This window comes from Micromonospora fiedleri (assembly GCF_016774385.1).
Classification (GTDB): Bacteria; Actinomycetota; Actinomycetes; order Mycobacteriales; family Micromonosporaceae; genus Micromonospora; species Micromonospora gifhornensis.
The window spans coordinates 161,713-181,265 of record NZ_JAETXL010000009.1 but is presented as its reverse complement, the minus strand read 5'-3'; the positions used below and the strand labels follow the sequence as shown (position 1 = coordinate 181,265).

Annotated in this window: 20 protein-coding genes; 19 read left to right on the top strand and 1 reads right to left on the bottom strand. The window is 71.3% G+C overall.

All coding sequences use genetic code 11. From position 1 onward, the window contains the following. Positions 1–48: 48 nt before the first annotated feature. Both JMF97_RS24285 and JMF97_RS24280 read left to right on the top strand, forming a co-directional pair. Entirely contained in the window at positions 49–1,326 is a 1,278-nt protein-coding gene (locus JMF97_RS24285) for a cytochrome ubiquinol oxidase subunit I (protein WP_203223607.1), read from the top strand. A gap of 5 nt (positions 1,327–1,331) precedes the next feature. Then, on the top strand, positions 1,332–2,288 hold the full coding sequence (locus tag JMF97_RS24280; protein ID WP_203223606.1) for a cytochrome d ubiquinol oxidase subunit II: 957 nt from the start codon (positions 1,332–1,334) through the stop codon (positions 2,286–2,288). A gap of 86 nt (positions 2,289–2,374) precedes the next feature. Here the strand turns inward: JMF97_RS24280 and mppR are convergent, their stop codons facing one another. Next, a complete protein-coding gene (gene mppR, locus JMF97_RS24275) occupies positions 2,375–3,178 on the bottom strand; it encodes an enduracididine biosynthesis enzyme MppR (RefSeq protein WP_203223605.1) in 804 nt (267 codons plus the stop codon). Positions 3,179–3,268: 90 nt separating this feature from the next. Here mppR and JMF97_RS24270 point away from each other — a divergent pair, with 90 nt between their 5' ends. From JMF97_RS24270 to ahcY, 17 genes are all read left to right on the top strand, one after another. Beyond that, positions 3,269–4,024: an ABC transporter ATP-binding protein gene (locus JMF97_RS24270; RefSeq protein WP_203223604.1), complete on the top strand. Its 756-nt coding sequence runs from the start codon at positions 3,269–3,271 to the stop codon at positions 4,022–4,024. After that, on the top strand, positions 4,024–6,645 hold the full coding sequence (locus JMF97_RS24265) for an ABC transporter permease (RefSeq protein ID WP_203223603.1): 2,622 nt from the start codon (positions 4,024–4,026) through the stop codon (positions 6,643–6,645). The genes JMF97_RS24270 and JMF97_RS24265 overlap by 1 nt, the downstream gene beginning before the upstream one ends. Positions 6,646–6,727: 82 nt before the next feature. Continuing rightward, on the top strand, positions 6,728–8,581 hold the full coding sequence (gene asnB / locus JMF97_RS24260; protein ID WP_203223602.1) for an asparagine synthase (glutamine-hydrolyzing): 1,854 nt from the start codon (positions 6,728–6,730) through the stop codon (positions 8,579–8,581). A gap of 34 nt (positions 8,582–8,615) precedes the next feature. Continuing rightward, positions 8,616–9,755, top strand: a complete 1,140-nt coding sequence (mppP, locus tag JMF97_RS24255) for an enduracididine biosynthesis enzyme MppP (protein ID WP_203223601.1) — start codon at positions 8,616–8,618, stop codon at positions 9,753–9,755. Next, on the top strand, positions 9,752–10,903 hold the full coding sequence (gene mppQ, locus JMF97_RS24250) for an enduracididine biosynthesis enzyme MppQ (RefSeq protein ID WP_203223600.1): 1,152 nt from the start codon (positions 9,752–9,754) through the stop codon (positions 10,901–10,903). Before mppP ends, mppQ begins: the two co-directional genes overlap by 4 nt. A gap of 29 nt (positions 10,904–10,932) precedes the next feature. Next, positions 10,933–11,388 (top strand): SRPBCC family protein, encoded by a 456-nt coding sequence (locus JMF97_RS24245; protein ID WP_203223599.1) that lies wholly within the window; start codon positions 10,933–10,935, stop codon positions 11,386–11,388. A gap of 1 nt (position 11,389) precedes the next feature. Next, the gene (locus tag JMF97_RS24240; RefSeq protein ID WP_203223598.1) at positions 11,390–11,854 is read left to right on the top strand and encodes an anthrone oxygenase family protein; all 465 of its coding nucleotides are present in this window, start codon (positions 11,390–11,392) and stop codon (positions 11,852–11,854) included. Between the two features lie 23 nt (positions 11,855–11,877). After that, complete coding sequence (locus tag JMF97_RS24235; protein WP_203223597.1) at positions 11,878–12,195, top strand: antibiotic biosynthesis monooxygenase family protein; 318 nt, start codon at positions 11,878–11,880, stop codon at positions 12,193–12,195. A 24-nt stretch (positions 12,196–12,219) separates the two neighbouring features. Then, a complete protein-coding gene (locus JMF97_RS24230) occupies positions 12,220–12,726 on the top strand; it encodes an acetyl-CoA carboxylase biotin carboxyl carrier protein (protein ID WP_203223596.1) in 507 nt (168 codons plus the stop codon). Then, on the top strand, positions 12,723–14,105 hold the full coding sequence (locus tag JMF97_RS24225) for an acetyl-CoA carboxylase biotin carboxylase subunit (protein WP_203223595.1): 1,383 nt from the start codon (positions 12,723–12,725) through the stop codon (positions 14,103–14,105). Before JMF97_RS24230 ends, JMF97_RS24225 begins: the two co-directional genes overlap by 4 nt. Further along, positions 14,102–14,755, top strand: coding sequence for a class I SAM-dependent methyltransferase (locus JMF97_RS24220; protein ID WP_203223594.1), 654 nt, complete (start codon positions 14,102–14,104; stop codon positions 14,753–14,755). Before JMF97_RS24225 ends, JMF97_RS24220 begins: the two co-directional genes overlap by 4 nt. 25 nt (positions 14,756–14,780) lie before the next feature. After that, entirely contained in the window at positions 14,781–15,101 is a 321-nt protein-coding gene (locus JMF97_RS24215; protein ID WP_013733365.1) for a TcmI family type II polyketide cyclase, read from the top strand. Next, on the top strand, positions 15,098–15,409 hold the full coding sequence (locus JMF97_RS24210; protein WP_013733364.1) for an antibiotic biosynthesis monooxygenase family protein: 312 nt from the start codon (positions 15,098–15,100) through the stop codon (positions 15,407–15,409). The genes JMF97_RS24215 and JMF97_RS24210 overlap by 4 nt, the downstream gene beginning before the upstream one ends. Beyond that, positions 15,409–16,452 carry a class I SAM-dependent methyltransferase gene (locus JMF97_RS24205; RefSeq protein WP_203223593.1) on the top strand — a complete coding sequence of 348 codons (1,044 nt, stop codon included), beginning with the start codon at positions 15,409–15,411 and terminating at the stop codon, positions 16,450–16,452. Before JMF97_RS24210 ends, JMF97_RS24205 begins: the two co-directional genes overlap by 1 nt. Then, complete coding sequence (locus JMF97_RS24200; RefSeq protein ID WP_013733362.1) at positions 16,449–16,685, top strand: hypothetical protein; 237 nt, start codon at positions 16,449–16,451, stop codon at positions 16,683–16,685. Before JMF97_RS24205 ends, JMF97_RS24200 begins: the two co-directional genes overlap by 4 nt. 146 nt (positions 16,686–16,831) lie before the next feature. Further along, positions 16,832–18,022, top strand: a complete 1,191-nt coding sequence (metK, locus tag JMF97_RS24195; protein WP_203223592.1) for a methionine adenosyltransferase — start codon at positions 16,832–16,834, stop codon at positions 18,020–18,022. A gap of 17 nt (positions 18,023–18,039) precedes the next feature. Next, positions 18,040–19,512, top strand: a complete 1,473-nt coding sequence (ahcY, locus tag JMF97_RS24190) for an adenosylhomocysteinase (RefSeq protein WP_412101217.1) — start codon at positions 18,040–18,042, stop codon at positions 19,510–19,512. Positions 19,513–19,553 lie beyond the last annotated feature (41 nt).

Here is a 19,553-nt window from a genome sequence, read left to right as displayed (position 1 = left end):
GTCCGTCGCCCGACGCCCCTTCGAGCATGCTTCGGCAGACTCGTCGCCATGGACGCCGTCGAGATCAGCAGGCTGCAGTTCGCCGTCACGGGCTCGGTCCACTACCTCTTCGTGACACTCTCGCTGGGGCTGGTGCTCTTCGTCGTGGCGTTCCAGACGCTGTGGACCATCCGGAAGAATCCGGCCTACGAGCGGATGACCAAGTTCTGGGGCCGGCTCTACGTCATCAACTACGGTGCCGGCATCATCGGTGGCCTGGTGATGGAGTTTCAGTTCGGGCTCAACTGGTCCGGCCTCGCGCACGCCACCGGCAACGTCTTCGGCGGACTGATCGCGATCGAGACGCTGGTGGCCTTCTTCATCGAGGCGACGTTCCTCGGCATGTGGATCTTCGGCTGGGGTCGGATCCCCCGCGTGCTGCACCTAGGGCTGATCTGGGTGGTGGCCGCCACGGCGTACGTCTCGGCCTACTGGATCCTCGCGGCCAATGCGTTCCTGCAACACCCGGTCGGGTACGAGATGCGCGACGGGGTGGCCTTCCTGACCGACTTCAGTGCGCTGCTGCGCAATCCCAACCTGGTCGACGCGCTGTTGCACGTCGTATCCGCGGCGGTGGTCACCGGCGCGCTGTTCGTGGCCGGCGTAAGCGCATGGCAGTTCCTGCGCCGCACGCCCGATGTCGCCGAGTTCCGCCGGTCCCTGCGGTTCGCCGTCGTCGCCCTGCCGCTCGGTGTCTACCCGGCCATTCACTTCGGGTTCCTGCAGGAGGTCGTCATCGAGCAGAGCCAGCCCGCCAAGCTCGCGGCGATATACGCCGACCCGGAGCGCAGCCTGCGGGTGCAGCGGGAGCTCGCGGCGCAGTTCGGCCCAGGCGACTGGATACCACCCGACTGGGTGTCGGTGCCCTACCAGATCATGATGCAGACGACGTTCGGCCTGGCCCTGGTGTCGATCACGCTGCTGGTGCTGCTGACCCGCGACTGGCTGGTGCGGTTGCGTGTGCCGCTGTACTTGCTGGTCGGGCTCATCCCGGTGCCGTTCGTGCTGGTGGTCTGCGGATGGCTGGTGCGCGAGGTCGGGCGCCAACCGTGGGCGGTCTACGGCCTGCTGTCGACAACGGACGCCGCCAGCCCGCTCTCCACCGGCGCCGCCGCGGCGTCGTTCGCGGGCTTCTCCGTGCTGCTGGGCGGGCTGGTGCTGCTCAACGTCACATTGCTCTGGCGGTTCGCCCGCCGTGGCATCGAGGACGATGCCCTGGGCATGCCGCTGGGCGCGGCGCTCGGCCCGTCGACCTCTGACGACGACTCCCTACTCGTGGGCAGGTGAGGGCCGTGGATCTGTTCTTCGCCCTGGTGCTGGGCCTGCTGTTCGGCGGCTACCTGGTGCTCGACGGCTTCGACATCGGCAGCGGCATGCTGGTGCGCCCGCTCGGCCGCACCGAGTGGGAACGCCGGGCGATGATCACCGCCTTCGGACCGTTCCTCCTCGCGAACGAGGTCTGGCTTGTCGCCACCGGCGGGGTGTTGTTCGGCGCCTTTCCCCTGCTCGAGAAGGAGATGCTCGGTGAACTGAGGGCTCTGGTCTGGCCGCTGCTGGTCGTCTGGATGGTTCGCGACGTGGCCGTGTGGTCGCGCAGCAGGTTACCGGGCGTTCGCTGGCGCCGCTGGTGGGACGTGGTTCTCGCCGTGTCCAGCACGGTCTTCGCGGCCGGCTGGGGGATGCTGATCGCCAACCTACTGGTCCGGTTCGGCGGAGGCGGTGCCGACTTCCCGGTGTACGGCTGGTTCTCGCTGCTCTGGGCCGTGACCATGGTGGCTGTCTTCGCGGGACACGGCGCCGTGTTCCTGACCACCCGGCTGCCTCAGGTGCTGGCCGCCGCGGTGGCGCTCACCGCGCGGCGGGTGCTGCCGGCCGGTGCGGGCCTGCTCACGGTCGCGACCGTGGTCACGGTGGTCGCCGGTGTGCTGCCGCAGCGGACGGGTGCGCTGGTGCCGGCGGCACTGGCCGGGCTCGTCGCGTCCGCCGCACCGCTGGCCGCACGGGCGCTGCTGGACAAGGGACGATCCGGCCCGGCGTTGGCCATGACCGCCGGTGCTGTCGTGGGCCCGTTGCTGGTGGTGACGACTACCGGGGCGGACAGCGTCCGGACGGCAGCGGCCGACATGGCGTCGCTCTCCGCACTCGGCGGTATCACGGCCGTCGTGCTGCCGGTTGTCATGATCGGGCAGGTGTACCTGTGGTGGGTGTTCCGACACCGGGTCGACGACCGTTCGGTGGTGTTCTTCTGATGCGGCGCCCGGTCGTGCCCGCGCCGCGACCCCCGGTGCCGGGGCGGCCCTCGGCAACCAGGGCGGCCCCGGCCGACCGGGCGTGGTCAGGCCAGGCAGCGGCCGCCGACGAGGGTCTCCCCGTAGCTGAAGACGGTGCCGGTGCCCACCTCACGCGGCGCCAAGGACCCGAGGTCGGCGAACGCCGGGTCATCGGTCAGCCACAGGTCGGCTGGGCCGGAGCGCAGCCCGGTGAACGTCACGTCGGTCACCTGAGAGGCGACCAAGCCGGTGACCGGCTCTTCGCCCGGCACCCAGCCCGGGAAGAGGCGGCTGTGCACCAGCGGCAGCGCGAAGAGCGGCGGAGGGTCACCGTGCTCCGTCCGGGTGTGCACTGCGCCGCGCGCGATCCGCTGACCGAACACCGACGCCACCCCGTTGAACGTGCCGGCGCCGCTCATCGGCGGCCCGGCCCGGCCCGCCGGCACCGCCCGTGTCTGGTTGATCTCGCCGAACTGCTTCGGCATGCCCTGGATCCAACCCCGCACCAGGGACACGGCGCTGTCCACCCATGCATAGGGACAGCGCACCACCGGCACGCCCCGGTGCTGGCAGGCCAGCAGGATGAGGAACTCGGCGAACTGGCACCGTTCCGGTGCTTCCAACTCGTCGCCCGAGTCGGAGCACCACTGCCACTGCGCCCACACGGCGGCGGCTGCCCCGGCGTCGGGACCGGGTTCAAGCCCCGGTGGCAGGTGACGGGCGACTGCGTCCGGGTCGGCCCGGTACTCCACCATCACCACCTCACCGGAGAAGTGCCAGGGCGGCGGAGTGACCATGGCCGCCGCGCCGGTAGGCGACAACGGCAGTGAGTATCCGTACGGTTCCGTACGGGTGACGGGATCATCCATGCCGTACAGCGTAGGAACGGATGATCCGGTCGTTTTCGTGCACGGCTGGAGCATCCAGGCAGGGCGTCGACCGAGGAGGAGCGCGACGGAATGCGGGCGGACGAGACAACGGCGAGCAGTGCGGCCGTCACTACACAGGACCTGACGCGGGTGTACGGCAGCGGCGCCGGGGCGGTCCGCGCGTTGGACGGTGTGTCGGCGTCCTTCGCCCGGGGCCGTTTCACGGCGGTGATGGGCCCGTCCGGCTCGGGCAAGTCGACGTTCCTGCACTGCCTGGCCGGCCTCGACCAGCCGACGTCCGGTGCGGTGGTGGTCGCCGGTCAGCAGCTCGCCCGGTTGAACCGGACCGCGCTGGCCAAGCTCCGCCGGGAGCGGATGGGCTTCGTGTTCCAGGCGTTCAACCTGCTGCCGGTGCTCACGGCGGAGGAGAACATCACCATGATCGCTCATCTCGCCCGCCGCCGGGTCGACCGCGCCTGGATGGCCCAGTTGGTGGCCCGGCTCGGCCTCGCCGACCGGCTGGACCATCGGCCGGCCCAACTCTCCGGCGGTCAGCAGCAGCGGGTGGCGATCGCCCGAGCGTTGCTCACCCGGCCGGACGTGGTCTTCGCCGACGAGCCGACCGGCAACCTCGACTCCCGTTCCGGCACGGAGGTGCTGCGGTTCCTGCGCGAGGCGGTCGAGACGGAGAACGCGAGCATCGTGATGGTCACACATGATCCGACCGCCGCGGCCTACGCCGACGAGGTGCTGTTCCTCGCCGACGGCCGGATCGTCGACACACTCGCCGAGCCGACCGTCGACGAGGTTCTGGCGCGGCTGCGCCGGATCTCGGAGCCGAGCTGATGGCCGGCGTGCGGATCCTCTGGCTGATCACCCGCCGCACGGTGGCCGAGCGGTGGCCCCGGCTCGTCGGCACCATCGCGGCAGGTGCGCTCGCCACCGGTCTGCTCGCGGGGTCGTTGCAGTTCATCCTCCAGTTCGCAGCCGCGACGGACGACGTCGGCGGCAGCGAGTACGCCACCGTCTCGCTGGTCGCGCGGCCCGGTGACGCGCCCGTGCGGGGTCCGGAGAGCGGTTCCGGGGCTCGGGTGTCCGCGGCGACGGTCGAACAGGTCGCCGCGTTGCCGGGCGTCGTCGCGGCGGCCGGTGACGCCGCGGTGCCGGCCGACATCGTCGGTGCCGAAGGGCGGGTCGTCGCCCCACCGATCGGCGGCGGCAGCCACCTGCGGCCGTGGATCGCCGCCCCGCAGCTGTCGCCGTACGCGCTCGTGGCGGGCCGGGCGCCGGAGGCGGCCGACGAGGTCGTCATCGACCGGCAGACCGCGCGCGGCGGCGACCTTCGGCCGGGTGATGTCACCGTCCTGCTCCTGCCGGACGAGGCGATCCGGGTGACGGTCGTCGGCGTGGTGACGGTCGGCGACGGTGACGGGTCGGTGAGCGGCCTCACCGTGCTCACCGAGCCCGCCCGGGTACGGCGGACCGCCGGGCTCGGCGACGACTGGCAGGCGCTCTGGGTTGCCGCCGCACCCGGGATCGACCGGGCGGCGCTGGCGACACGCGTCCGGGACGTGGTCGCCGGCACCAACCCCGATGCGCAGGTGTGGGTGGGTACCGGCGCGGAGGTACAGGCGTCCCAACGGCGTACGCTCGCTGAGCTGGCCACCCAGATCACGACCAACCTCGGCATGCTGGCCCTGGTCGGTGCGTTCGTCGGGGTGTTCGTGCTGGCGGGCACGTTCGGCACGCTCGCCCGCCAGCGCTCGCGGGAGCTGGCGTTGCTGCTGACCGTCGGCATGACGCCGCGCCAGGTGCGGCTGCTGCTGCGCGCCGAGGCGGTCGTCGTCGGCCTCGCCGCGGGTCTGCTCGGCCTCCTCCTCGGTCTCGGCGTCGCGCGCCTGCTGGCCGCGTCGCTGGCCGGCACCGGCCTGGACACCGGTGGCGTCGGTCCACAGCTCGGCCTCGCCTATCTGCTGCCGCCGCTTGCCGCAGGTCTGCTGATTGCCTGGTCGGCGTCCGCCCGGCCGGCATGGCGGGCGTCGCTGGCGCCGCCGGTCGAGTCGCTCGCCGCGTCGTCGGCCGATCCGTCGGGCCGGTCCCGGCGGCGCCTGGTCGCTGCCCTGCCGGTGCTCGCCCTGGCCGGCATGTTCGTGGCCCTCAGCTTCCTCGCTCGGCGGGAGGATCCGACGCCCGAGGGCGTGACGTCAGCCGGCGCGGCCGCCATCCTGGCAGGCCTGCTGCTGCTCTCCGCGCTGGCCGTGCTCGGGCCGTACGTGGTGCCGCCGCTCGGCCGGCTGGTCGGCGCACTCGCCGTCACGCTGCGCCCGGACGTCGGCCGGATGGCGCGTGCCTTCATCGTGCGCAGCCCGCGCCGGGTGGCCGCAGCCGCATCCCTGTTGATGCTGACCGTGGCCCTGGCGACGGTGACCTGGTCGTTGGTCACCTCGATCACCGAAGGCCGGGCGGACCGGGGAACGGTCGCCGTCCGGGCCGACCTGGTGGTGAGCACCGACGGAGGGAGTGGGCTGCCCGCCTCGGTCGCGGCCGACGTTGCCGCGGTGGCCGGAGTGCGGGAGTCCGCCGACCTGGTGCGGGCACGTACCACGGTCACCGATCCGATCCCGCCGCCGCGGGTCCGTGGCCGGCCGACCGTCGTGCCGCCGCTCGCCGTCACCGGCGCGCGGGTGGCTGCGGTGGCCACGCTCGTCGACCTCGGGGCCGCGGGCCCGCCGGTGTCCCGACTCACCGACGGGCAGATCGCCGTCGCCGCGGAACTCGCCGAGGCGTACGACTGGCCGGTGGGTACCCGGTTGACCGTGCGGGACGCGGCGGGCGTACAGAGCCTGGAGGTTGTCGCGACGTACTCACCCGAAGCGCAGGTGATGCTCGGGGACGCGCTCGTCAGCCCGGCCACGATCCGGGCGATCGATCCGGTGGCGTTCGTCTCCGCGGTTCTGATCGCCGGGCCCAGCCCGGTCGCCGACGGGCTTCGGGAAGCGGTGGCCGACGTCCCCACCGCGCGGATCGACCCGCCCCGCGCCTACCTGACCGGGCCGGGCGGCGGGCTGGTCTTCGATCCCATGCTGCTCTACGTCTTCCTGGGCGTCGCCATCGTGACGGCGCTGTTCGGTGTCGCGACGACGCTGTCACTGTCGGTCGCCGAGCGCACCCGCGAGTTCGGCGTCCTCGGCGCGGTCGGCGCCGCGGAGCGGCAGATCCAGGCACTGGTCCGGTGGGAGGCGGCGACGGTCGTCGTGCTGGGCACGGGCCTCGGCGTGACGACCGCGCTGGGCGTGGTGCGCCTGGCGCAGGCCGTCACCGACAGCGATCTGATCGCGGCCCGGTTGCCCGGCTACGCGCTGCCGGTGATCGTCCTCGGCGCCGTCGCCGTGACCCTCCTGGCTTCGGTGCTGCCCGGTCGCCGGGCGGCGCGGGTCCCGGTGCTGCTCGCGGTGCACCGGGAGTAGGGCTCGAATCGTCCTCGACCGGTGGGCGATGCGCTCCTGTGACTCTTCGCGAGAACGGCGATCGTCGCGAGGAGGACGGCTGATGGGCGGTATCGCGGGCTGGCTCGATTTCGAGCGTGACCTGAGCACGTACCGAGGGGTGGTGCTCGCCCAGCTGGGCACGCTGGCCCCGCGAGGGCCGGACGACGAAGGCGTCTTCGTCGCACCACACCTCGTCGCCGGCCATCGGGCCCGGGCGGTCGTCGAGCGCGGCCGGGCGAAGCAGCCGGTGACCGCGCGGGGGCCCGGCGGCGAGCAGGTGACCCTGCTGCTCGACGGCCAGGTCTACAACTGGCGCGACCTGCGCGCGGAGCTGGCTGCGGCCGGCCACGAGTTCACCGGCGGCGACGCGGAAACGGCCGCGCACGCGTACCTGCGCTGGGGCTCGGCCTTCGCCGAGCGGCTGGACGGCATGTTCGCGATCGTCGTCTGGGATGCCGACCGGGAGCGTCTGCTGCTGGTACGCGACCGGCTGGGCGTGAAGCCGCTGTTCTACCAGCGGGTGGGCGGCGGCCTGACGTTCGGCTCCGAGCCGAAGGCGTTGCTCGCCCATCCGCTGGCCACCCGCGAGGTGGATGCCGAGGGCCTACGCGAGCTGCTCGCCTTCACCAGCACACCCGGCCGCGCGGTCTTCCGCCACATGCGGCGGGTGCTGCCGGGCGGCGCCGTGGAGGTGACCCGTGACGGCGTCACGGAGCACCGCTACTGGGAGCTGACCGCCGCGCCGCACCCCGACGACCGGGAAACGACCATCGCCCGGGTACGGGAGCTGCTCGACGCGTCGGTCGCCCGGCAGCTCGGCGCGGACACGCCGCCAGGCGTTCTGCTCTCCGGCGGCGTCGACTCGTCGACGGTCGCGGCACTCGCCGCCCGGGAGCTGGCCCGGCGCGGTGCGGGACCGCTACGCACCTACACCATCGGCTACCCGGGCGGTGCGGCACCGAGCACTCCCGGGCCGATGCGCAGCGCCGAGGACGCGCCCTTCGCGGCCGCAGTGGCCGCGCACATCGGTGCTGAGCACACCTATCTCGAGCTGGATCCGGCCGAGCTGCTCGACCCCGTGGCCCGCGGCTCGGCGGTGGCAGCGCAGCAGGACATGCCGGTGGCGGCGCCGCAGTTCCCGGCCTCACTGCGGCTGCTGTGCCGTCACATCGGTGCGCACAGCAACGTGGTCCTCGCCGGCGAGCAGGCGGACACCGTGTTCGCCTCGTTCATGGGCATGGACGACCCGGCGGTGATAGGCGCAAACACCTATCCGTGGATCGCCGCCACCCGCGACCGGCTGCCCCCGGCGGGTCTCGGCACCGGGCTGTTCGCCCCGGACCTGCTGGCCAAGCTCGACGTGCCCGGCTACCTCGCCGACGCGTACCACACCGACCTTGCCCGGGTGCCACGCCTCGACGGCGAGGACCCCACCGAGGCACGGATGCGGGAGATCTACTTCCTGCACCTGCAGGGGTGGCAGGAGTTCGGCTGCGCGTTGGACGACGGCGTGAGCGCGGCCGAGGGCGTCGAGCTGCGGTGGCCGTACTGCGACCACCGGCTCGTGCAGTACCTGTACAACGTCCCCTGGTCGATGAAGACCTCGGGCGGCCCCAAGGGGCTGTTGCGCGCCGCGGCGGCTGATTTGCTGCCAGCGTCCGTGCTGAATCGCGCCCCCAGCCAGTTCCCGACCGGACGGAGTCCAGCCTACGTCCAGGCACTGCGCCGCGAGGCCGCCGACGTGCTGTCCGATCCGCACGCGCCGGTGCGCCGGCTCGTGGACCTGCCGGCTGTCCAACGGGCGCTGCGCGCACCGTTCGAACCTGCTCGCGCGTGGCGGGATCTGACCGATCTGGAGCTGGTCCTGCAACTCAACCAGTGGCTGACGAGCACGGCCGCGCGGCTGTCGCTCTGAACCCCAAGCCACCACCGACACCTGGAGTGCCCACATGAGTCCCAGCACGCCCCTGCTGCGTGGGGTCAACCTGACGGAGATCGAGTCACTCGCGCTCAGCAGCCAACTCAACATGGCCGACGGTCACGCACGACAGGAACTCACCAAGTCGCAGCGCAGCATCGTTGACGAGCTTCCCGACCTGTTCGCCAAGGCCGCCGCACAGCCGGTTGACGACCTCGAACGCGAGGCGCACCGCGCGTACCTGCACCTGTTGCACCAGCACAGCTACCCCACCCGACCGGGTGGGGTGCTGACCTGCTACTCGTCGTCGGTCGCCATGGAGATCCTGGCCCGGTCGCTGGTGCCGGCCGGCGGCGGCCCCGTCGCGCTGGTGCACCCGACCTTCGACAATATCCCCGACCTGCTGCGCGGCAATGGCCTCCGGCTGCTGCCGGTCGAGGAGGACGTGCTGCACGAGGGATCGGTGAGTGCGGCGGTACCCGAGGGGGTCCGTTGTCTCTTCATCACCACCCCGAACAACCCGACGGGCCGGGTACTGGCCGAGCAGCGGCTGGCGGCGATCGCCGCCGAGTGCGCCGCCCGGGACGTGGTGCTCGCATTGGACACGTCGTTTCGTGGCTTCGACACCCGGAGCCACTACGACCACTACACCGTCCTGCGGGACAGTGGCTGTCGCTGGGTGGTCATCGAGGACACCGGCAAGCTCTGGGCCACCCTGGACCTCAAGGTCGGGCTGCTGGCCTCCAGCGACCACGTCGGGCTGCCACTCGCCAAGATTCACTCTGACATCCTGCTCGGCGTGTCACCCTTCGTCCTGGTGCTGGTCACCCGGTTCGCCGAGGACGCCGCCGCGGGTGGCCTGGCCGACCTGCACCGCTTCATCGCGGACAACCGGGCACTGGTCCGCGCGACGCTGGCCGACGTGCCGGACCTGGCGTTCCCTGACGGCGACGCCCGGGTCAGCGTCGAGCGGGTCGACCTCGGCGAGCGCCGCTGCCTGGACGTCTGGACCAGGCTCCGGCAGAGCGGCATCTACGTTCTGCCGTGCAGCCAGTTCCACTGGGCCGACCCGGCACGTGGCGACCACTCGCTGCGGATCGCGCTCGCCCGGGTGCCCGGAGCCCTGGAGGCCGCCGTCCGCGCGCTGCGGGCCGTGCTGCTCAGCCCGTGACCGGCGGGAGGTACTGGCGGGCGGGCGTCGTACAGTCCGTCCCGCCGACCGGCACGACCGATCTCGGGCCGGGCTACCTGGATCCGGCACTGCTGCCGGTGCGGCTGTTGGCGCAGGCGTACGCGCAGGCGCTGGACGAGTTCGGTCCGGCGGCCCTGACGTACGGCGAGAACCGCGGTCCCGCACCTCTGCGCGAGGCGATCGCCGCCCGGGCCGGAACCGGGCCGGAGCACGTGCTGGTCACCGCCGGAACCTCACAGGGACTGCACCTGGTGGCCGGGCTGCTCGGCCGCCCGGATGACGTGGTGCTGGCCGAACCGCTCAGCTACGACTACGGCCTCCGCATTCTCACGGACCGCAGGCTGCGGATCGAGGTGATCGAATCCGACATGGACGGCCCGGTGCCCGGGGCGCTGACGGCCGCCGTCCGCCGCGTCCGCAGGACCGGGCGGCGAGTGGGTTTCGCCTACCTGATCCCGACGCACCGGAACCCGACCGGCGTGACCGTTCCGGACGAGCGCCGTCGCGCGCTGGTGACGGAGGCGGCGGACGTCGGGGTGCCGATCGTCGAGGACGACGCGTACGCCGGCCTGCGCTACGACGGCCCGCCCGAACCGCCGTCGCTGCACGCTCTCGCCGGCAGGCGGGGCGTCGTACGGCTCGGCACGTTCGCCAAGACGCTCGCGCCCGGCCTGCGTCTGGGCTGGTTGGAGGCCGATCCGCGGCTGGTCGACCGGTGCGCCGCCACCGGTTGGGCGGACAGCGGGGGCGGTTTCAACCACCTGGCCGCGCTGGCGGTGGCCGGGCTGCTGTCCGGTGGGGACTACGACCGCCACGTCGCGTGGTTGCGCGAGGAACTGCGCGCCCGGCGGGACGCGCTCGTCGACGCTCTCGGCGTCGTACCCCCCTACGGCGGGTTCTTCGTCTGGTTGCCCGCGCCCACTGGCGACGGCCAAGCCCTGCGGGAGCGGGCGGCGGCGGCGCAGGTGTCCGTGGCCGACGGACGGCGCTTCGGGGCTGCGGGCGCGGGCGCTGTACGGGTGGCGTTCAGCTTCCAACCGCCGCCGGTCCTGTCCGCGGCCGGGCACCGGCTCGCCGCTGCCCGGGCGGCTTCAGCACGACTCGACGCGACGACCACTTCGGATTGACAGCATCACCGACAACGGAGGGGGCTGCGATGGCCGGACACACCGACAACAGCATCATCATCGACGCGCCGATGGATCTGGTCTGGCGCATGACCAACGACGTGGCGACCTGGCCGGAACTGTTCAGCGAGTACGCCAAGGCCGAGATCCTCCGCCGGGACGGCGACACGGTCCGGTTCCGGCTCACCATGCACCCGGACGAGCAGGGTAACGAGTGGTGCTGGGTCAGCGAGCGGACGCCGGACGCCGGACGGCGCACGGTCCGCGCCCAGCGGGTGGAGCCGGGCTGGTTCAAGTACATGAGCCTGTTCTGGGAGTACCGCGAGGTGGCCGGCGGCGTCGAGATGCGCTGGGTGCAGGACTTCGAGATGCGTCCGGACGCGCCGGCCGACGACGCGCAGATGACCAATCGGCTGAACCGGAACACGGTCGTGCAGATGGAGCGCATCCGTACGCTGGTCGAGTCCGCCGCACGGGCGGCCTGACGTGGCGCTGCTGCTGCCGATCGCCCTGTTCACCGGGGGTCTGGTCGCCGGGATGCTGCTCTGGTCGGCGATCGGCGGTGTGCCGTGGATGCGGCGACTGAGCGGGGCCGAGTACGTGCGGCTGCACCGCTTCTGGTCGCCGCGCTTCGATCCGCTCGGACCGATCGCCGTCGTGGTCACCGCCGCAGCCGATCTCGCCCTGCTCACCGCCGGGACGGCCCGGGAGGCCCGCCCCGCGCTGACCGTCGCCGTCGCCGCGCTGACCGGCGTGATCATCGTCTCGGCGGCCCGGGCGGCGCCACTCAAGCGGCGGGTGACCGCGCTCGATCCGGACCGGCTACCGGACGACTTTGCCGCCCGCGACCCGCGCGCCGCCTGGCAGCGTTGGAACCTGATCCGCACCGTGCTGGCGGTCGGCGCGTTCGCCGCGAACACCGTCGCCGTCGGCCTGCTGTTGCCCGCCTGAGCGGACGAGAGACGAGGAAGAAGATGACGATCGACACGACCACCGCTATCCGGGTGATCCTCTGGTACCGGACCCCGGAGCGCGACGTGGCGGGCCTGGCCGAGACGTACCGCCAGATCGGTGAACACCTTGCCGGCACCCCCGGCATGGTCAGCAGCGAACTGCTCGTCTCGCGCGACGAGCCCGGGGTGCTGATGGTGACCAGCCGCTGGCGCACCGCGGAGGACCTGCAGCGCTGGGTGCACTCCGACACCCACCGGCACACCACGCCACTGCGTCCATACCTGGACACCGGCCGCGCCCGGCCCTGGGAGACGTTCAGCGTCGTCTCCGAGACCTGATCCGCCGCCTGCGAAGGGAGTGCCGTGAACGACCAGGAAGCCTCGCTCGACCAGTTGCGCCGCACCGCCGCGGCCCTGCTCGAACTCTCTCCGCACCCACCATCCGGGCTGCGCCTGCGGACCGGGGACCTCAGCGTCGAGGTCGACTGGGCACAGCCGGCGGGTCCGGCCGGCACACCCGCTATTGCGACGAACGGCGTCGCGCCCGCCGCGGTGGCTGCGCTCTCCGCCGTCCGCGACGCGGTGGCGGCCGTGCGGGCACCCCTGCTGGGAACGTTCTACCGGGCGTCCGCCCCAGAGGCGCCGCCGTTCGTGGCACTGGGCGACCGGGTGGAGGTCGGCCAGCAGATCGGCATCGTCGAGTCGATGAAGCTGATGAATCCGGTGGAGTCGGACGTGGCTGGCGAGGTGCTGGAGGTACTGGTCGCGGACGGCGCCCCGGTCGAGTACGACCAGGTGCTGCTCACGGTCACCACCGATCGCGCCGTCGACGGCTGCGCACAGAGTTTCGGCGGGAAGGATTCGTCATGAGGTTCCGATCCGTCCTGGTCGCCAATCGTGGCGAGATCGCGGTACGCATCGTGCGAGCGTGTCGGGAGCTCGGCATCCGGACCGTCGCCGTCTACTCCAGCGCCGACCGAGACGCGGTCCGTGACCGGCTGGGTGACGAGCAGGTCCACATCGGACCGGCACCGGCCCGGCGCAGCTATCTGAACGCCGCCGCGATCATCGAGGCGGCCCTGCAACGCGGAGCGGAGGCCGTCCATCCGGGGTACGGCTTCCTCTCGGAGGACCCGGACTTCGCCGCTGTCTGCGCAGCGAACGGACTGACATTCGTGGGACCTCCCCCGGACGTGATCGGCCAGTTCGGCGACAAGGCAGCGGCACGTACCGCGATGGCCGACGCCGGGCTGCCGGTCCTACCCGGAACCGGCGCGGCCGTCGAGGAGGCCGAGGCGCGTGCCACTGCGGACGGCCTCGGCTACCCGGTGATCATCAAGGCGGTAGCCGGCGGCGGCGGACGTGGCATGGAGATTGTCACTGCGCCGGAGGCGTTCGTCGCGGCGTACCGGCGAACCCGGGACAGCGCCCGCCTGCTCTTCGGCGACGACCGGGTCTGTGTCGAACGGTTCCTGGTCGCCGCGCACCACGTCGAGGTGCAGATCCTCTGCGACGACCACGGCAACGCCGTGCACCTGGGGCTGCGGGACTGCTCCGTACAGCGGCGGCGGCAGAAGCTCGTCGAGGAGAGCCCGTCGCCGGTGGTCAGTGCGGAGCTGGCCGAGCGGATCGCCGCCGCAGCACTACGCGGTGCCCGAGCGGTCGGTTACCGGGGCGCCGGGACCTTCGAGTTCCTACTCGACGCCGACCGCCGCGACTTCTACTTCATCGAGGCCAACTGCCGTATTCAGGTCGAACATCCGGTGACCGAGATGGTGACCGGCGTGGACCTGGTCCGCGAGCAGCTGCTCATCGCGGCCGGTCATCCGCTCTCGATACGCCAGGAAGAAGTGCGCCCGCAGGGTGTCGCGGTCGAGTGCCGGATCAACGCCGAGGACCCGGACCGGAACTTCACGCCCTCACCCGGACCGCTCGCCGAGTTCGTCCCGCCCGGCGGCCCGTTCGTGCGGGTGGACACCCACGCGTACCCGGGGTTGACGATCACACCACACTACGATCCGCTGATCGCCAAGGTCATCTGCTGGGGGCCAGACCGGGAGGTCGCCCTGAACCGCATGGACCGGGCGCTCGCCGAGCTGCGCGTCGCCGGTCCCGGCGTCCGCACCACCACCGACTTTCTCCGCGAGCTGATCGCCCACCCGCTATTTCGCAAGGGCGTGCACACCACATCTCTGGTCGACCGGGTCGTCGCCGAGCGGCAGCCCCAACTCACCGGGAGCACCACATGACCTCGACACCCGACATCTCGCTGGTCCACGACGCGAACGGCGGGGTGACCCTGCTCATCGACGGCGTTCAGGCGATGCAGGGCTGGGAGGCGGAGCTGATGTGGCGCTCGGCGGACCTGCTGTGCGCCGACGGCGGGGACTTCCTCGAAGTCGGGCTCGGCCTGGGCTACTCCGCGCTCCGCATCGCCGGCCACCCCGGGACCCGTCGGCACACCGTGATCGAGAAGCATGCTGACGTCATCGATCTGTTCCGGACCGGGCACCCGGCGGTGCCAGGCAACCTGGAAATCGTCCACGCGGACTTCTTCGACCACCTGGAGCGCCTGCCGCAGGCGGCTTACGACGGCATCTTCTTCGACCCGGAGCTGCCACGTGACCTCTTCGAGGACCGCGCCCTGCTGGACGAGTTCATGCCCCGGCTGATCAATGCGCTGCGGCCGGGAGGCCGGTTCGTGCCGATGTTCGCGCTCGACGGCGCGGTGCCGGACGCCGCCACCTGCACCACCACCCCGGCCGCGATGCTCGACCGCTACCTGCGCTACTTCGACCGGGTGGAGATGGTGCGTCACTCGTACCGGGCGTACGTCGGCACCGAATACACCCCGTCGGACAGCGGCGACGCATTCATCCTCTGCTTCGGCAGGGCCTGAAGCCTCGATCTTCGGAGGAACCAAGATGGCACAACGCACCCTGATCATCGCGCGGATGGATGAGGCCGACAAGCAGGCGGTCGCCGACATCTTCGCCGAGTCCGACGCCACCGACCTGCCGGTCCTGCTCGGCGCCTCTCGGCGCACCCTGTTCTTCTACCGCGGCCTCTACCTGCACCTCATTGAGGCCCAGGACGGCCTGACCGAACGGCTGTACGACGCGCGCCGGCACCGCCTGTTCGACGATGTCAACACCAAGCTCAGCGCTCACATCTCGCCGTACGACCCGGGCTGGAAGGAGCCCCGGGACGCGATGGCGGAGCCGTTCTACACCTGGGCCCGGTGATCGGCGTGTTCCGCGTCCTGCTGACCATGCAGGTCGACCCCGACCGCAGTACGGAGTTCGAACAGGTCTGGGGCGAGGTGGCCCGATCGATCGGGCAGGAGTCCGCGAACCTCGCGCAGGAGCTGTACCGCGAGCCCGGGTCGGTATACCACGTTGTCACGGACTGGACCGACGAGGAGTCGTTCCGCCGATTCGAGACCAGCGAGTCCCACCGGGGGCACCGGGCGCGGCTCGATCCGTTCCGTTGCGCCGTACGCATGACGACCATGCGCCTGGTCCACCGCCTACCAGCCGATAGGAGCGCCTGATGCCGGCGACCACCACCCCGCCCGTCACCCGTGAACGTCTGAACGGCCTGATGCAGGCCTACAAGTCCACCAGCCTGCTTCGTACGGCCGTCGAGCTGGGCGTCTTCGATGCGCTTGCCGATGGGCCGGCGACGGCCGACGCGCTGGCCACGCGGCTCGGCGCGCATCCGCGAGGCATGCGGATCCTGCTCGACGCGATGGTCGCGATCTCGCTGGCCGGCGTCGAGGACGCCACCTACCGTCTGCCGCCCGGCGCCGACCAGTTTCTGGTCAGCAAGAGCCCGTACTACCTCGGCGACATGGCCAAGGTGATCTCCAGCGACTGGGAGTGGGACGCGTTGAAGCGGCTCGCCGACGCGGTCCGGCACGGCGGTACGGTCATGGACGAGCACGCCGAGACGGCCGAGTACGAGTACTGGGTGGACTTCGCGTCGTTCGCCTCGGCGATCGCCACGCCCACGGCACGGGTGATGACCAACGCCCTGCAGGAGTTCGCGGCGGCCCGCCCGTCGTTGCGGGTGCTCGACCTGGCCTGCGGGCACGGCATCTACGGCTACACCTTCGCGCAGCGCCACACGCAGGCCACCGTGACGAGCCTCGACTGGGAGAACGTCGTACCGGTCGCCGCCCGCCACGCAGAACGGCTCGGCGTGGCGGACCGGGTCGAGTACCGCACCGGTGACATGTTCACCGCTCCGCTCGGCGGGCCCTACGACGTGGTCATGCTGACGAATGTGCTGCACCACTTCTCCGAGGAGCGCGGCACCGACCTGCTGCGCCGCGCGCGGGAGGCGCTCAAGCCGGACGGCCGCCTCGCGCTGGTCGGCTTCACCACCGGCGACGGCACCCCGGCCGCGGACCCTGCCCCGTACCTCTTCTCCATCCTGATGCTGGTCTGGACCTCGGAGGGCGAGGTGCACTCCCGGGCGGCGTACGACCGGATGCTGACCGAGAGCGGCTTCGTCGAGCCGGAGCTACACAGCGTGGCACACCTGCCGCTGCGGGTTCTGATCGCGTCACCGGCCGAGGCTTCCCCACGATGAGCGGGCGGCTCCGCCGGCTCATCGTCGCCGTGGCCGGCACCACTTGGCGCGGCCTGGTCCTCTACGGCTCATCGATGACCGGGGTGCCGCTGGACGAGACCGGGCAGTGGCCAGGGCCTTGGACGCAGACGACCGGGCGGCTCCCCACCGCGTCACCGCCCGACCGGCCGCTCACCGCGCAGGAGCAGATGGCCTGGACGCAGCTCGAAAACCGGATCGCCCCGCCCAGCTAGGCCATGCACCACCACCGCCACGCCGGCGGCCCCCTGACCGGACGCGGGCGGGCCCGGAGGTGGACGCCGTCGCGAGACGAACGAGAGCCACGCTCCAACTGCCCCTTCTACTGTCGGCGCGCGAATCAACTGATGGGAGTCCTGGCATGCCACGCCGTCTGTTCACGTCCGAGTCCGTCACCGAGGGCCATCCGGACAAGATCGCGGACCAGATCAGCGACGCGATCCTCGATGCCCTGCTCGGGCAGGACCCGGGCAGCCGGGTCGCCGTGGAGACCCTCATCACGACCGGCCAGGTGCACGTGGCCGGCGAAGTGACCACCACGGCGTACGCGGACATCCCGACGATCGTGCGCGAGACGATCCTCAGCATCGGTTACGACTCGTCGGCAAAGGGATTCGACGGTGCGTCGTGCGGCGTCAACGTGTCGATCGGGTCGCAGTCGCCGGACATCGCCCGGGGTGTCGACGCCGCGCTGGAGCTGCATACCGACGGGTCGACCAACGTCCTGGACCGGCAGGGTGCCGGTGATCAGGGCATGATGTTCGGCTTCGCCTGCTTCGAGACGCCTGAGCTGATGCCGCTGCCGATCGCTCTCGCGCACCGGCTGGCTCGCCGGCTCGCGGCCGCCCGCAAGGACGGCACGATCCCGTACCTGCGGCCGGACGGCAAGACGCAGGTGACGGTCGAATACGACGGGCTGCGGCCGGTGCGGCTCGACACGGTGGTGATCTCGTCGCAACACGCCTCGGGCATCTCGCTGGAGACGTTGCTGACTCCGGACGTGCGCGAACAGGTCGTCACCCCGGAGCTGGAGGGCCTGGGTCTGGATACGGAGGGCTACCGGCTGCTGGTCAACCCGACCGGTCGCTTCGAGATCGGCGGACCGATGGGCGACGCCGGCCTGACCGGCCGCAAGATCGTCATCGACACCTACGGCGGCTATGCCCGCCACGGTGGCGGGGCCTTCTCCGGCAAGGATCCATCCAAGGTGGACCGATCGGCCTCGTACGCGATGCGATGGGTCGCCAAGAACGTGGTGGCCGCCGGGCTCGCCGAGCGGTGCGAGACGCAGGTGGCGTACGCGATCGGCAAGGCGCAGCCGGTCAGCCTCCTCGTGGAGACGTTCGGTACCGAGACCGTGCCGGTCGAGCGGATCGACAAGGCGATCCGGGAGGTATTCGACCTGCGGCCGGCGGCGATCGTCCGGGACCTCGACCTGTTGCGACCGATATACCGGCAGACCGCGGCGTACGGCCACTTCGGTCGGGAGCTGCCGGAGCTCACGTGGGAGATCACCGACCGCGCCGCCGACCTCAAGTCAGCCGCCGCATGACCGCCCCGGGAGGCCCCATGCCGTCGCCCCGTACCTCCAATCGCCCAACCAACGTCAGGGAGGGCGACTACCGGGTGGCCGATCTGTCACTGGCGGTGCTCGGCCGTCAGGAGATCCGACTCGCCGAGCACGAGATGCCCGGCCTGATGGCGATCCGGCGGGAACTGACCGCGGCGAAACCACTCCGCGGAGCCCGGATCACCGGTTCGCTGCACATGACGATCCAGACCGCCGTCCTGATCGAGACCCTGGTAGCACTCGGTGCCGAGGTCCGCTGGGCCTCCTGCAACATCTACTCCACCCAGGACCATGCGGCCGCGGCGGTGGTAGTGGGCCAGGGCACCGTCGGACAGCCCGCCGGCGTGCCGGTGTACGCCTGGAAGGGCGAGAGCCTACGCGAGTACTGGTGGTGCACGGAGCAGGTACTGCGCTGGCCCGACGGCGCCGGGCCGGACATGCTCCTCGACGACGGTGGAGACGCCACCCTCCTGGTGCACAGGGGCGCCGAGTTCGAGCGCGCCGGTGCGGTGCCGCCGACAGCGTCGGCCGACAGCGAGGAGTACGCGGTCGTGCTGGAGATGCTGCACACCTCCCGGACCGAGGACGACAGCCGGTGGACCCGCATCGCCGCCGGGATCAGGGGTGTCACCGAGGAGACCACCACCGGTGTGCATCGGCTCGACCAGATGCAGCGGGCCGGGAAGTTGTTGTTCCCCGCGATCAACGTCAACGACAGCGTGACCAAGAGCAAGTTCGACAACAGGTACGGCTGTCGGCACTCGCTGATCGACGGCCTGAACCGGGCCACCGACGTGCTGATCGGTGGGAAGGTGGCGGTGGTGTGCGGCTACGGTGACGTGGGCAAGGGCTGCGCGGAGTCGCTGCGCGGTCAGGGCGCACGGGTGATCGTCACCGAGATCGACCCGATCTGCGCGCTTCAGGCCGCGATGGACGGCTACCAGGTCGCCGTCCTGGACGACGTGGTCGAGCAGGCCGACTTCGTCATCACCGCCACCGGCTGCCGCGACGTCGTCACCGCCGAGCACATGTCCCGGATGAAGCACCAGGCGGTGGTGGGCAACATCGGGCACTTCGACAACGAGATCGACATGGCCGGTCTGGCCAAGCAGGACGGGGTTACCCGGATCGGCATCAAGCCGCAGGTCGACGAGTGGCGCTTCGCCGAGGGCCACTCGATCATCGTGTTGTCCGAGGGGCGGCTGCTGAACCTGGGCAACGCGACCGGCCATCCGTCGTTCGTCATGTCCACCAGCTTCGCCAATCAGACGCTTGCGCAGATCGAGCTGTTCACCAAGACAGACCAGTACCCGGTCGGTGTCCACACACTGCCCAAGCATCTCGACGAGCGCATCGCCCGGCTCCACCTCGACGCTCTCGGCGCCGGCCTCACCGCCCTGACCGAGGACCAGGCGGCCTACCTCGGCGTTCCGGTCGAGGGTCCGTACAAGCCCGAGCACTACCGCTACTGAGCTTCGAAGGGCACCCCGTGACCCGCATCCTCGTGTCCGGT